Source organism: Pseudomonas sp. GW821-FHT09H03 (assembly GCF_059415945.1).
This window is the reverse complement of record NZ_JBWKOF010000011.1, coordinates 94,431-108,291: the sequence shown is the minus strand read 5'-3', so window position 1 is coordinate 108,291 and position 13,861 is coordinate 94,431. Positions and strand designations below refer to the sequence as shown.

At 61.7% G+C, this 13,861-nt stretch carries 12 protein-coding genes; 11 read left to right on the top strand and 1 reads right to left on the bottom strand.

What is annotated here, in order from left to right; all coding sequences use genetic code 11:
- Positions 1–9: 9 nt before the first annotated feature.
- The 10 genes from AC07OG_RS17330 to AC07OG_RS17285 all read left to right on the top strand — a co-directional run bounded on the left by AC07OG_RS17330 (position 10) and on the right by AC07OG_RS17285 (position 11,012).
- Entirely contained in the window at positions 10–1,173 is a 1,164-nt protein-coding gene (locus tag AC07OG_RS17330; RefSeq protein ID WP_060543480.1) for an acyl-CoA dehydrogenase family protein, read from the top strand.
- A gap of 10 nt (positions 1,174–1,183) precedes the next feature.
- Positions 1,184–2,242, top strand: coding sequence for an acyl-CoA dehydrogenase family protein (locus AC07OG_RS17325; RefSeq protein ID WP_060543481.1), 1,059 nt, complete (start codon positions 1,184–1,186; stop codon positions 2,240–2,242).
- A 3-nt stretch (positions 2,243–2,245) separates the two neighbouring features.
- Positions 2,246–3,397 (top strand): acetyl-CoA C-acetyltransferase, encoded by a 1,152-nt coding sequence (locus AC07OG_RS17320; RefSeq protein WP_495067588.1) that lies wholly within the window; start codon positions 2,246–2,248, stop codon positions 3,395–3,397.
- A 57-nt stretch (positions 3,398–3,454) separates the two neighbouring features.
- Positions 3,455–4,333 (top strand): SDR family oxidoreductase, encoded by an 879-nt coding sequence (locus AC07OG_RS17315; protein WP_060543483.1) that lies wholly within the window; start codon positions 3,455–3,457, stop codon positions 4,331–4,333.
- A gap of 220 nt (positions 4,334–4,553) precedes the next feature.
- Positions 4,554–5,339 carry an SDR family oxidoreductase gene (locus tag AC07OG_RS17310; protein WP_495067587.1) on the top strand — a complete coding sequence of 262 codons (786 nt, stop codon included), beginning with the start codon at positions 4,554–4,556 and terminating at the stop codon, positions 5,337–5,339.
- Between the two features lie 10 nt (positions 5,340–5,349).
- The gene (locus AC07OG_RS17305) at positions 5,350–5,820 is read left to right on the top strand and encodes a MaoC family dehydratase (protein WP_060543485.1); all 471 of its coding nucleotides are present in this window, start codon (positions 5,350–5,352) and stop codon (positions 5,818–5,820) included.
- A gap of 7 nt (positions 5,821–5,827) precedes the next feature.
- Positions 5,828–7,036 (top strand): acetyl-CoA C-acyltransferase, encoded by a 1,209-nt coding sequence (locus AC07OG_RS17300; protein ID WP_495067586.1) that lies wholly within the window; start codon positions 5,828–5,830, stop codon positions 7,034–7,036.
- A 76-nt stretch (positions 7,037–7,112) separates the two neighbouring features.
- On the top strand, positions 7,113–8,315 hold the full coding sequence (locus AC07OG_RS17295) for a helix-turn-helix transcriptional regulator (RefSeq protein WP_060543487.1): 1,203 nt from the start codon (positions 7,113–7,115) through the stop codon (positions 8,313–8,315).
- A 101-nt stretch (positions 8,316–8,416) separates the two neighbouring features.
- Entirely contained in the window at positions 8,417–9,793 is a 1,377-nt protein-coding gene (locus tag AC07OG_RS17290; RefSeq protein ID WP_082457612.1) for a DUF1329 domain-containing protein, read from the top strand.
- A gap of 178 nt (positions 9,794–9,971) precedes the next feature.
- Entirely contained in the window at positions 9,972–11,012 is a 1,041-nt protein-coding gene (locus tag AC07OG_RS17285) for a 3-ketosteroid-9-alpha-monooxygenase, oxygenase component (protein ID WP_060543488.1), read from the top strand.
- Between the two features lie 267 nt (positions 11,013–11,279).
- Here AC07OG_RS17285 and AC07OG_RS17280 read toward each other — a convergent pair whose 3' ends face one another.
- Positions 11,280–11,441: a DUF2986 domain-containing protein gene (locus AC07OG_RS17280; protein WP_082457613.1), complete on the bottom strand. Its 162-nt coding sequence runs from the start codon at positions 11,439–11,441 to the stop codon at positions 11,280–11,282.
- A gap of 335 nt (positions 11,442–11,776) precedes the next feature.
- Here AC07OG_RS17280 and AC07OG_RS17275 point away from each other — a divergent pair, with 335 nt between their 5' ends.
- Positions 11,777–13,816, top strand: a complete 2,040-nt coding sequence (locus AC07OG_RS17275; protein ID WP_495067585.1) for an oxidoreductase — start codon at positions 11,777–11,779, stop codon at positions 13,814–13,816.
- The last annotated feature ends 45 nt before the right edge of the window (positions 13,817–13,861 follow it).

Genomic DNA, 13,861 nt, shown 5'->3' with positions numbered 1-13,861 from the left:
GATAACGCCATGGACCTGACTTATACCCCCAAGCAAAACGCCTTCCGCGCCGAAGTCCGTGCCTGGCTGGCGGCCAACCTGCCACGCGAGCCCCTGGCGAGCTATGACACTCGCGAAGGCTTTGAACAGCACCGCGCCTGGGAGGCCAAGCTGTTCGAGAGCCGCTGGTCGATGGTGATGTGGCCGGCCGAACTCGGCGGTCGCGGTAGCGACCTGATCGAGTGGCTGATCTTCGAGGAAGAGTATTACGGTGCTGGCGCACCGATGCGCGTCAACCAGAACGGCCAGTTGCTGCTGGGGCCAACGCTGATGGAATTTGGCACCCCGGAGCAGAAAAAGCGTTTCCTGCCACGCATGGCCGCCAGCCTGGACATGTGGGCGCAAGGTTGGTCGGAGCCCAACGCCGGTTCCGACATGGCGGCGATCACCAGCAAGGCGCTGCTCGACGGCGATCATTACGTGATCAATGGGCAGAAAACCTGGTCGACCCGGGCGATCTACGCCGACTGGCTGTTCGGCCTGTTCCGCAGCGAGCCAGGATCGGCTCGTCACCACGGCCTGTCGTTCATCATGGTGCCGCTGGACACGCCGGGGGTGAGCATTCGCCCGATCAAGGCGCTCAATGGCAAAGATGCTTTTGCCGAAGTGTTTTTCGACGATGTGCGAGTGCCGGTGGCCAACCGCATCGGTGACCAAGGACAAGGCTGGCACGTGGCAATGGCCACCGCCGGTTTCGAGCGCGGGCTGCTGTTGCGTTCCCCGGCGCGTTTCCAGGCCACGGCCCGCAAGCTGGTCGAACTGTATAAGGCGAACCGCGCGAGCGCCGACCGCGACCCGGGTCTGCGCGAGGCGGTACTGGAGACCTGGATGGGCGCCGAGGCCTACGCGCTGTCGGCCTATTACACCGTCGGGCGTTTGAGCCGAGGCGAGCAGGTCGGCGCCGAGTCGAGCATCAACAAAATCATCTGGTCGGAGCTGGACCTGAAGATGCACGAGACCGCCATGCGCATTCTCGGCACGCGTGGAGAACTGCTGGACAAGGGCGCGCAGGCGGGTGATGCGGCGGGTTGGCTGGAGGGCTTTCTGTTCGCCCAATCCGGCCCGATCTACGCCGGCACCAACGAAATCCAGCGCAACATCATTGCCGAGCGGATGCTCGGCTTGCCGAAATAAGGGGCCGCCCATGGACTTCACTTTTAACGATGACCAGTTGGCGTTCCGCGAAGCCATCAGTCGTTTCCTGATGACCGAAGCCGCACCGGAAATGCTCAGGGAAATCTGGGAGACCGATGCCGGGCGCTCTCGGGACTTGCGCAACAAGATCGCTGATCAGGGCCTGACCGCTTTGTCGGTGCCCGAGGCTGAAGGTGGCCTTGGCATGGACGATGTAACCTGGGCGCTGATGACCCAGGATCTGGGTTACTACGCCATTCCTGATTCCTTGGCCGACACCGCCTATGTCGCCAGTGGCTTGCTCGCCGCTCTGCCCGCGGGGCATCCCGCCCGCGCCGATCTGTTGCCACGGATCGCCGATGGCAGTTTGCGCATGGCAATCAGTCATCCTGTCAATGCCTTGGTCAGCGACGCGCAACTGGCCGAAGTGTTGATACTCACCGACGGCGACGACATCCACGTGGTGCCGCGAACCGAAGTGGACGTGGAAAACCACCCGAGCATCGATGCTTCGCGACGTCTGGGCCGGGTGAGCTGGACTCCGTCCGCGGCGACCTGCGTGGCCAGTGGCGAGCAGGGTCGGGCTTTGCAGGAACGCCTGTTGGACCGTGGCGCGCTGTCGGTGGCCGGGCAACTGTTAGGGCTGGCGCAGCGCATGCTGGACCTGTCGGTGGACTACGTGGCCCAACGCAAACAGTTCGGCAAACCGATCGGCAGTTTCCAGGCGGTCAAACATCACCTGGCCGACGTGGCCCGTTACATCGAACAGGCCAAGCCGGTGCTGTACCGCGCCGCCCATGCCTTGGCTCGGGGGGACGTCAACGCTGGCGTCTGGGTTTCCCAAGCGCGTCTGGCGGCGAATGAGGCGAGCTGGATTGCCGCGCGCAAAGGTATCCAGGTGCACGGTGCGATGGGGTACACCTGGGAAGTGGATCTGCAAATGTTCATGAAGCGAGCCTGGGCCCTCGATGCGTCCTGGGGGGACCGCGGCTTCCACAAAACCCGTGTCAGCGACTACCTGTTCGCCGACGCCACCGGCCTGGGGCCGGGGCATACTTTCGAGGAATGAGTCATGGCACAGGCCTACATTGTTGATGCACTGCGCAGCCCTACCGGCAAACGCAAGGGAGGGCTGAGCGAGATCCACGCGATTGACCTGGGCGCCCATGTGCTCAAGGCGCTGGTGGAGCGCAATGCGATCCCTGCGGAAGATTATGACGACGTGATATTCGGTTGCGTCGACACCATCGGTTCCCAGGCCGGCGATATCGCCCGCACCAGTTGGCTAGCCGCCGGTTTACCCCTGACGGTGCCCGGCACCACAGTCGATCGCCAGTGCGGGTCGTCGCAACAGGCGCTGCACTTCGCCGCGCAGGCGGTGATGAGCGGCACCCAGGATGTGATTGCGGTGGGCGGGGTACAGACCATGACCCAGATCCCGATTTCCTCGGCAATGCTCGCCGGCCAGCCGCTGGGTTTTGCTGACCCGTTCTCGGGCAGCGTCGGCTGGCGCGCGCGGTTTGGCCAGCAGCCAGTGAACCAGTTCTACGCGGCACAACGGATTGCCGATCACTGGCAGATCAGCCGCGAGCAAATGGAAGCGTTTGCTTTGCAAAGCCACGAACGCGCTTTGGCGGCCATCGCCAGTGGCCGCTTTGCCCGGGAAATCGTCAGTTGCCAGGGCCTGGCGGTGGACGAAACCCCGCGCCACAGCAGCTTGGCGAAGATGGCCGAATTGCAACCGGTGGACCCGCAATTTCCCTCGATCACCGCGGCCGTTTCCAGCCAGACCTGCGACGCCTCGGCGGCGTTGCTGGTGGTGTCCGAGGCGGCGCTCAAGCGCTACGACCTGACGCCACGGGCACGGATTCATCAGTTGACGGTGCTCGGTGACGATCCGATCTGGCACCTCACCGCCCCGATTGCGGCTACCCGCCGGGCCTTGGCCAAAAGCGGCCTGAGCATGGCCGACATCGACCGCGTGGAGATCAACGAAGCCTTTGCCTCGGTGGTCATGGCCTGGGCCAAGGAGCTGGATTACGACCCTGCGCGCACTAACGTCAATGGCGGTGCGATTGCCCTCGGCCATCCGTTGGGCGCGACCGGCGCACGACTGATGACCACGCTGCTCAACGAACTGGAATGCAGCGGTGGCCGCTATGGCTTGCAAACCATGTGTGAAGGCGGCGGCCAGGCCAACGTGACCATCATCGAACGCTTGTAATTTTTTTTGCGGCCGCCGCTTCCGGCGCGCGGTCAGCTATTTATCAAGGAGTCAAACATGGCTATCTGTGCAGACCGCACCGTGATCATCACCGGGGCCGGCGGTGGCCTCGGTCGCGCCTACGCCCTGGCGTTCGCCGCCCAAGGGGCCAATGTCGTGGTCAACGATATTCGCGCCGAGGCTGCAGAAGACGTGGCGGGGGAGATCCGCGTCAACGGTGGGCAGGCGATTGCCAACAGTGACGACATCACCACCCTGGCCACTGCGCAGGGTATTGTCGATGCGGCATTGGCAGCGTTCGGTGAAGTGCATGTGCTGATCAACAACGCCGGGGTGTTGCGCGACCGCATGTTTATCAGCCTCAGTGAAGAAGACTGGGACATGGTCATGCGCGTCCACCTCAAGGGTCACTACTGCCTGGCCAATATCCTTGGTCGTCGCTGGCGCGATCTGGCCAAGGCCGGTACGCCGGTCGACGCGCGGATCATCAACACCAGCTCCGGCGCCGGCCTGCAGGGCTCGGTGGGGCAGTCCAATTATTCGGCGGCAAAGGGCGGTATCGCCTCCCTGACCCTGGTGCAAGCAGCGGAATTGGCCCGCTACGGCGTTACTGCCAACGCGCTGGCACCGGCCGCACGCACTTCGATGACCGAGAGCGCCATGCCCGACGTGGTGAAAAAACCCGATGACGGCAGCTTCGACGCCTGGGCAGCGGAGAACGTCGCGCCGCTGGTCGTGTGGCTGGGTAGCCCTGCATCGGCGCACATCAGCGGCCAGATCTTCGAAAGCCAGGGCGGGCGAATCTCCCTCGGTGACGGCTGGCGCACCGGGGTCACTCGCGACAAAGGCGCGTTGTGGCAGGTCGATGAAATCGGCGCGGCAGTGGACGCCATTCTCGCCGAAGCGCCAAAGGCGCAGAAAGTCTGGGGGAGTTGAGCCCCCCCTGTTGGAGCGAACCTGCTCGACATGGACGTTAGCGATAACGCGTGTTTGTGGATAAACGCGTCGTCTTCAGGTCTATCGCGAGAAGGCTCGCTCCTGCAACAGTCAATTTTTTTTGCAGCATCCTGCCGCCGCCATACCCCATTTTGACGATGCGCCCGCAACGCCCTCTCCGTACAAATGCAGCGTATTGATTTCTTCGGAGGTAGACGCTGTGAAACAAGCCCCCCCTTATGTTCCCGGTCATCAATTGCTGGCTGGAAAATCGGTGTTGATTACCGCTGCTGCCGGTGCCGGTATCGGTTATTCGGCGGCCCGCCGCAGTGCCGAGGAAGGCTGTCGGGCACTGATGATTTCTGATGTGCATGCGCGGCGGCTGGAGGAGGCAGTGGAGCGTCTCAAGGCCGAGACTGGCTTGCAGGCGATTTATGGCCAGGTGTGCAATGTGACTATCGAAGACGAAGTCCAGGCCTTGGTGGCTGCTGCCGAAGAGGCCCTGGGCGGGGTCGATGTGTTGATCAACAACGCCGGCCTGGGTGGCCAGAAGCGCGTTATGGATATGAGCGACGAAGAGTGGTTGCGGGTGCTGGATGTGACCTTGACCGGCACCTTCCGCATGACCCGGGCGATGTTGCCGCACATGCAGCGTCGTGGCGCCGGGGCCATCGTCAACAACGCCTCGGTGCTCGGTTGGCGGGCACAGAAAGAGCAAGCTCACTATGCCGCCGCCAAGGCAGGGGTGATGGCGTTCACCCGTTGCAGTGCCCTGGAAGCCGCCGAGTTCGGCGTGCGCATCAATGCCGTGTCGCCATCGATTGCCCTGCACGATTTCCTCAAGAAAGCCTCCAGCGAAGAGCTGCTAGAGAGCCTGGCCGGGCGCGAGGCGTTCGGTCGCGCCGCCGAGGTCTGGGAAGTGGCCAACGTAATGATGTTCCTGGCCAGCGACTACGCCTCCTACATGGTTGGCGAAGTGCTGTCCGTCAGTTCCCAGCAAGCTTGAGGATTGCCACATGAGTCACGTTTTCAGTAGTGCCCAGGCGTTGCTTGCGGCCGAGGGCCTGGACCTGGGCCACACCGAATGGCTGACCATTGACCAGCACCGCATCGATCTGTTTGCCCAAGCCACCAGTGATCACCAGTGGATTCATGTCGACCCGGTACGCGCCGCCAGCGGTCCTTTTGGTGCCTGCATTGCCCACGGTTACCTGACGCAGTCCCTGGCCAATCTGTTCATGCCGCAGTTGATGAACATCGAAAACATGGCCATGGGCGTCAACTATGGCAGCGACCGGGTGCGCTTCCCGGCACCGGTCAAGGTCGATTCGCGGGTGCGCGGCAGTGGCCGGATCATCCGCGCCGAAACTCTGGGCGACGCCGTGCAACTGGTCGTGCGCATGACCATGGAAGTCGAGGGCCAGGCGCGCCCGGGCTGCGTGATCGACACCATCAGCCGCTACACCTTCAACCCTATTTCCGAGTGAGTTGCCCATGGACCAGAATGAAGTTGTCATTGTCGCCACCGCCCGTACCGCGCTGGCCAAGTCGTTTCGCGGATCGTTCAACGATACCGAAGCCCCGGTGCTGGGCGGCCATGTTGTGCGCGCAGTGGTCGAGCGCGCTGGTATCGAGCCTGCTGACGTCGAGGATGTGATCATGGGCGCAGCGGTCCAGCAGGGCACCCAGGCCTATAACATCGGACGGCTCTGTGCCTACACCGGCGGTTTGCCGGACAGCGTGCCGGGCATGGCCCTGGACCGGATGTGTGCCTCGGGACTGATGAGTATCGGCGTCGCGGCCAAGGGCATCATGACCGGCGAGATGAGCATCGCCATCGGCGGCGGTGTGGAGTCGCTATCGCTGACCCAGACCAAACACAAAAACAGCTTTCGCGCGCAATCCGAAGCCGTTCTGCAGGTGATGCCCAGTGCCTACATCCCCATGATCGAAACCGCCGAGATCGTCTCGCGCCGCTACGGCATCAGCCGCGCCGCCCAGGATGAATACTCGCTGCAAAGCCAACTGCGCACCGCTGCCGCCCAGCGCGACGGTCTGTTCGACGAGGAAATCGTCGGCCTGAGCGTGGACAAATTGTTGTTCGCCGCCGATGGTCAGCCCAATGGCCATGAACGCGTGCAGGTCTTGCGTGACGAGTGCAACCGGCCCAATACGCGCCTGGAAGACCTGGCGGGATTGAAGCCGGTGTGGAAGGACGGCAAATGGATCGAGCAGGGCGAGTTCGTCACCGCCGGCAACGCCTCGCAGTTCTCCGACGGTGCCGCGGCCAGTCTGCTGATGAGTCGAGCCGAGGCCAAGCGTCGCGGGTTGACGCCACTGGGCATCTACCGCGGCATTGCCGTGGCCGGTTGCGCGCCTGAGGAAATGGGCATCGGCCCGGTAATCGCCATTCCCAAACTGCTCAAGCGCTTTGGCCTGGGGGTGGCGGATATCGGTCTGTGGGAGATCAACGAGGCCTTTGCCAGCCAGGTCTTGCATTGCCGCGACGCGCTGCAGATCCCGGCCGAACGCCTGAACGTCAATGGCGGGGCGATTGCCATCGGGCACCCCTTCGGTATGTCCGGCGCGCGGATGGTTGGTCACGCCTTGCTCGAAGGTCGTCGGCGCGGCGTGCGTTATGTAGTGATCGCCATGTGCATCGGTGGCGGCATGGGCGCCGCCGGCCTTTTCGAGCTGCCGTGAGACGAGCGGGGCGCCGCCTCTGTTTCGATTCAATCCATGGGGGCCCGCCGGTCGGGCCCGCTGCTGGGGAATGGTTATGCAAAGTTGTATGCCCAATGCACAGGTCCTGGCGCAAATGGGCCTGGAGCTGGCCGAATACGAACGGATCATCGGCAACATCTACGAAGCGGCGATGAACACCCGCTGCCTGAGCGACTCGCTGCGCGAGATCCGCGGCTTGTTCAAGGCCAATTTCGTGACTCTGATCCTGCGGGTCCAGGATGAGCCGCTGCTGTCACCGATGGTCGTCGCCGGTGATATCGAACTGGGGCAGGGCGGGATCAACCATTACGCCTACTACGCCAAATCCACCCTGTTCGATGGCTTGCCCACCGACACCGTGTTCACCATCGATGAGCTGGTCAGCGATGCCGAATGGGCCAGTTCGGCGTTTTACCTGCTGTACTGCCAACCCTACGATTGTTACCACATGCTCGGTGCCGATATCCGCATGCCGGATGGCGGCACGGTGCGTTTCCGGATCAATCGGCCCCGGGGTCAACCAGCTTTCGGTGACACCGAGCGGGCCATGTGTGCCATGTTGCTGCCGCACCTGCGCCGGACCTTGCACATGTATTCGTTGCTCGACCGCAGCGAGTCCCTCGGCAGTCTGTATTCGCAGACGATCAGCCGCCTCGCGGTGGCGACTATCGTGCTCGATGAAAACGGCAGCGTGGTGCAACTCAACCCCGTGGCACGGGACATTCTCGCCAGTCAGGACGGCCTCAAGGTGGTGGGCGGGCGGCTGGAAGCGACCTATCCAAGTGACAATCGCGAGTTGACGCGCCTGGTACGCAACGCCTTCCAGCGTGCCAGGCAGGGCACCGCCAAGGGCGTGCAGTTGGCCGAGGCGACGTCGATTTCCCGTCCTTCAGGGCAGGTCAGCCTGGGGGTTGTGGTGGAGTTGATTCCCTCCCGGGATCTGCTCGAAGGCACCGGCAAGCCGACGGTGGTGGTGTATGTGCGCGATGCGGTGAGCAAGTCGCTGGTGAGCACGGTGCTGACGTCGCAACTGTATAACCTGACCCCGGCGGAAACCGCGCTGGCCCTGGAATTGGCCAACGGCTTGTCGCTGGAGGAAGCCTCGGAACTGCTTAACATCCGGCGTAATACCGCGCGTGCGCACCTGCGTTCGATTTTTTCCAAGACCGGCGTGCGGCGTCAGACCGAGCTGGTGCGGATCATGCTCAACAGCGTGGTGGCGCTGGGTGCGCCGCAGCAGGACGGGGCCCGGCTGTGAGGCGTGGCTGCGGTAAAATGCGTTAGTCCGTGCGGACGATGCTGCCGGCTTCCTGGCCTGTCGATACTGGGCAACCGTTGTCGAATCCAAGGAGAATAAAAATGACCGGCAGTAATCAGGCCTCTGGCTGGGCCATGACCTTGTTGTTGGGATGCTGTGCCGTGGGCACGGTGAATGCCGCACCAGAGGACATCCCGCGCCTGGGCAACGACTTGACGTGCCTGGGTGCGGAAAAGGCCGGCAATGCCGACGGCAGCATTCCGGCCTTCAGCGGCAAGTGGCTGGGTGCACCACCCCACGTTGATTTCAAGGGCACAGGCAACCATCCGGTGGATCCGTACCCGGACGAAAAACCGCTGTTTGTGATCACCGCGCAGAACATCGCGAAACACGACGCCTACCTGTCCGATGGCCAGAAAGCCCTGTTCAAGCTGTACCCAGGCACCTACAAAATGCCGGTCTATCCCTCGCATCGGGATTTCCGTTACAACGACGCGGTTTGCCAGGCCACTCGCGAGAACGCCAGCGTGGCACGTCTGGTGGATGATGGCGAAGGGGTGGTCGGCAAAACCGGCGGTACACCGTTCCCGGTACCGCGCAGCGGCCTGGAGCTGTTGAAGAACGCCTCGACTTTTACCTTGCGCGCCTGGACCGAGGAATATGTCTCCGATAACGCCTATGTGCTCAAGGACGGCAACATCAACTGGGGCCGCGTGCATTCGCGCAACCTGGCACCGTCGCTGGAGCCTGGCAAGATTGGCGAAACCATCGGCAACTCGTCGTTCTATCTAAATGAAACCCTGCTGCCACAACGGGACAAGGGTGAGATCAATACAGGCACTGAGTTCTGGAACGACAAGACCGAACCGCGCCAGGCCTGGCGTTACGATCCGGGCACCCGTCGCGTGCGCCAGTCGCCAGGCTATGGTTTCGACATGTCGTTCCCCGGCAGCGGAGGCTCGATCACCGTGGACGAAGTGCGCCTGTTCAACGGTTCCGGCCAGCGCTACGACTGGAAGATCGTCGGCAAGCGCGAGATGTACATACCCTACAACACCTATCGCTTGCATGCAGGCAATCTCAAGTACGCCGACCTGCTGACCCCCGGCCACATCAACCCCGAGGCCATGCGTTATGAGCGCCATCGGGTCTGGGAACTGGAAGGCACACTCAAGCCGGGCTATCGCCACTTGTATGGCAAACGCAAGTTGTATGTCGACGAAGACACCTGGTTCCCGATGCTCGCCGATAACTACGACAACCGGGGCGAGCTGTGGCGCACCTCGATGGTCAACTACTTCTACGCCTACGAAAGTCAGCGTCAGCAGGCGGGTGTGGGCCTGTACTACGACCTCAATGCCGGCAGCTACCTGGCGTTCAACCTGATCAATGAGCAGCGCAACGGTTACCTGTTGAACAAACCCGGCTTCAGCCCCCGCGACTTTGGCCCCGAGGCCGCGCGGCGTTTCGGCCAGTAACCGGCAAGTACGGCGCCCGTTGTGCCATGGGCGCCGATTGAGAGTAGGTCGCATTTGATCTAGTCCAATTGAACGATGATCTGCTTGCGCGACTGCTTAATGATGTTCGCCATGGGATCACCCTGTATTTCTTGGGGGCATTGCCTGCCCCCAAGGCTGCATTCGAGGAACAATAACAATGACCAAACTCGCTGAAATCAACATCGAGAACGCCCAGCGTACCCACCGTTACGCGCGCGGCTGGCACTGCCTGGGCAATGCGAGCGATTACCGTGATGGCAAGCCGCATACCCTGGAAGTCTTCGGCACCCGCCTGGTGGCTTTTGCCGACAGCCAGGGCAACATCAGCATTCTGGATGCCTATTGCCCGCACATGGGCGCCGACCTGTCTCAGGGCACCATCGAGAACGACAGGCTGGTGTGCCCGTTCCACCACTGGAAGTACGACACCGGTGGCAAATGCGTGGAGATCCCTTACTGCAAGCGCATTCCACCCAAGGCCAAGACCCGCAGTTGGTTGACCTGCGAGGAAAACAATCTGCTGTTCGTCTGGAACAACCCGGAGGGCCGTGCGCCAAAAGAGGGTGTGGTCATTCCACACCTGCCGGAGATGGACGATCCGGACTGGATTCATGACTGGAACATCGACACCATGCACATCGAAACCAACCCGCGGGAGTTGGTCGATAACCTGGTGGATGCCCAGCACTTCGGGCCGGTGCACGGTACGCCGACCAAGTACTTCGCCAACGTCTTCGAAGGCCATATCGGCCATCAGATTTTCCATGGCGACTCCGAGCGCCTGGGCGGCGACCTGATTGCGCCATCGGCTTACTACGGGCCAGCCACTCACTTCACGCATATCAGTTCGATGTTCGGCGACGCGCGGATCCACGCCATTCTGCTCAACAGCCACGTGCCGGTGACGCCAAACAGTTTCGACCTGCGCTTCGGTTGTATGGTCAAGCGAGTGCCGGGATGGACCGAAGAGCAGAACCAGGAAGTTGCCAGGGCCTATGTCGAAGGTAACCGTGACTCGTTCTACCAGGACGTGGTGATCTGGAAGCACAAAATTCGTATCGACAAGCCGGTATTGGCAGAAACCGATGGCCCGGTGTATCAGCTGCGTGAGTGGTACGAGCAGTTCTTCACCAATGAGGACGACGTGCCTGCGTTCATGGCGCAGCGCCGCGAGTTCATTACGGTGGACGAGCGCTGACAGGGCAACAGGGCGCCTTCGAGAGATCTGCATCGGTCACGCGAAGGCGCCGTTATAAAGGGGACTGCCCACGCAGTTTCGATTCACAGGCCATGAGAGCACTGACAATGAAAATAAAAAGTCATCTCGCCTATTGTGTTCCGTTTTTGATCCTGTTTTTCCTGGTATTTACCGTGTTGGTTTCCGTGCCGCCGGAACCCGCCAGCGTCAAGGCCTGCAAACGTTACGCGAGTTGTGTGGCGATGAGTTCGAGCGTTCCGAACTGGATCAATTTTCGCTAGGGGAACTGACCGAGGCGTCAGGAGATTCAACGGCCAGTTTCAATCGGTCAGCCTTGCTGATGTATTTAGGCTTTTTCGGTGCCAGTTTGGCGCTGGCCTTTTTGGCCTTGGCCTTGAACAACTGTTGCAGCTTTTTTTGACGGTTCATGTTTTTCCATCTCGCTTGTAAGTGTTTGAATGATATCAGCGTAGCCCTTGCCTGGCCTTACCGTCCGGTGAGGCGGGGCTTGTAGGCAATTGTGGCTATTGCAAATTGCCCCGCGCACCTGCCGACCAGCTAAACCAGCGTATGGAAGGCCGCTGCTATAAGCCGACACTGGCATCGGGCCCGCCGGAGTGGCGCGTACTGCTGCGCATTTCGATCATTAACTTGTCACTTCCGGTCATTGAGTGGCAGCCTCCCGACTCTTAGTCTGTCGAACATGACTGACGGGCGCCGTAGAGCTCCCGCATTTTCCGTGATCGTTCGATGTGGAGTTACCGATGACCGCCGCTCATTACCCGCACCTGCTGGCTCCGCTGGACCTGGGATTCACCACGCTGCGTAACCGCACCCTGATGGGGTCGATGCACACCGGTCTTGAAGAGAAGCCGGGTGGCTTCGAGCGCATGGCGGCGTACTTTGCCGAGCGCGCCCTGGGTGGTGTCGGCCTGATGGTAACCGGTGGTATTGGCCCGAATGACGAGGGTGGCGTGTATTCCGGTGCGGCCAAGCTGACCACCGAGGAAGAGGCGCTCAAGCACCGCATCGTCACCCGTGCGGTGCACGAGGCAGGCGGCAAGATCTGCATGCAGATCCTTCACGCCGGGCGTTATGCCTACAGCCCGAAGCAGGTTGCGCCAAGTGCGATCCAGGCGCCGATCAACCCGTTCAAGCCAAAAGAGCTGGACGAGGAAGGCATCGAGAAACAGATCAGCGATTTCGTCACCTGTTCGACCCTGGCCCAACAGGCCGAGTACGACGGTGTGGAAATCATGGGTTCCGAAGGTTATTTCATTAACCAGTTCCTTGCGGCCCACACCAACCACCGTACCGACCGTTGGGGCGGCAGCTACGAAAACCGTATGCGCCTGCCGGTGGAAATCGTCCGTCGCGTACGTGAAGCGGTCGGCCCGAATTTCATCATCATTTTCCGCCTGTCGATGCTCGATCTGGTGGAAGGCGGCAGCACTTGGGAAGAAATCGTGCAGTTGGCCAAGGCCATCGAGCAGGCCGGTGCGACCATCATCAACACCGGTATCGGCTGGCACGAAGCGCGGATCCCGACCATCGCCACCAAGGTGCCGCGCGCGGCGTTCAGCAAGGTCACGGCCAAGCTGCGGGGTTCGGTGAGCATTCCGTTGATCACCACCAACCGCATCAATACTCCGGAAGTGGCCGAGCAGATTCTCGCCGAGGGCGATGCCGACATGGTTTCCATGGCGCGGCCGTTCCTCGCCGACCCGGATTTCGTCAACAAGGCCGCTGAAGGCCGCGCTGATGAAATCAACACCTGCATCGGCTGCAACCAGGCGTGCCTGGACCACACCTTTGGCGGCAAGCTGACCAGTTGCCTGGTCAATCCGCGTGCCTGCCATGAAACCGAACTCAATTATCTGCCGGTACAGCAGTTGAAGAAAATCGCCGTGGTCGGCGCAGGTCCTGCCGGTCTGTCTGCGGCGACCGTGGCCGCCGAGCGCGGTCACCAGGTCACGCTGTTCGATTCGGCCAGCGAAATCGGTGGTCAGTTCAACATCGCCAAGCGCGTGCCGGGCAAGGAAGAGTTCTTTGAGACCATTCGCTACTTCAACCGCAAATTGCAGACCACTAACGTCGAGGTGTGCCTGAACACCCGCGTGGATGTGGCGCAACTGGTCGAAGGCGGTTACGACGAGATCATTCTGGCCACCGGCATTGCGCCGCGAGTGCCGGCGATTCCAGGCGTGGAGAGTGCCAAGGTGCTGAGCTACCTGGATGTGATCCTGCAGCGCAAGCCGGTGGGCAAGCGTGTTGCCGTGATTGGTGCCGGTGGGATCGGTTTTGACGTGTCGGAGTTCCTGGTTCACCAGGGCGAGGCCACCAGCCAGAACCGCGAGGCCTTCTGGAAAGAGTGGGGCATCGATACGCACCTCGAGGCGCGCGGTGGTGTCGCCGGTATCAAGGCGCAGCCCCATGCACCGGCCCGCGAGGTGTTCCTGCTGCAACGCAAGAAATCCAAGGTCGGCGACGGCCTGGGCAAGACCACCGGCTGGATTCACCGTACCGGTCTGAAGAACAAGCAGGTGCAGATGCTCAACAGCGTCGAATACCTGAAGATCGACGACGACGGCCTGCACATCCGCATCGGCGAAACCGGCGAGCCGCAAGTGCTTGCGGTGGACAATATCGTGATCTGCGCGGGGCAGGATCCGCTGCGTGAATTGCACGAAGGTCTGGTCGCGGCGGGGCAGAAGGTGCACCTGATCGGCGGCGCGGATGTCGCGGCAGAGCTGGATGCCAAGCGGGCGATCAATCAGGGTTCGCGGTTGGCGGCAGAGCTTTAATAAAGCGCCTGGTACCCGAGGCTTTCGTTGGAGCGCCGACCTGCC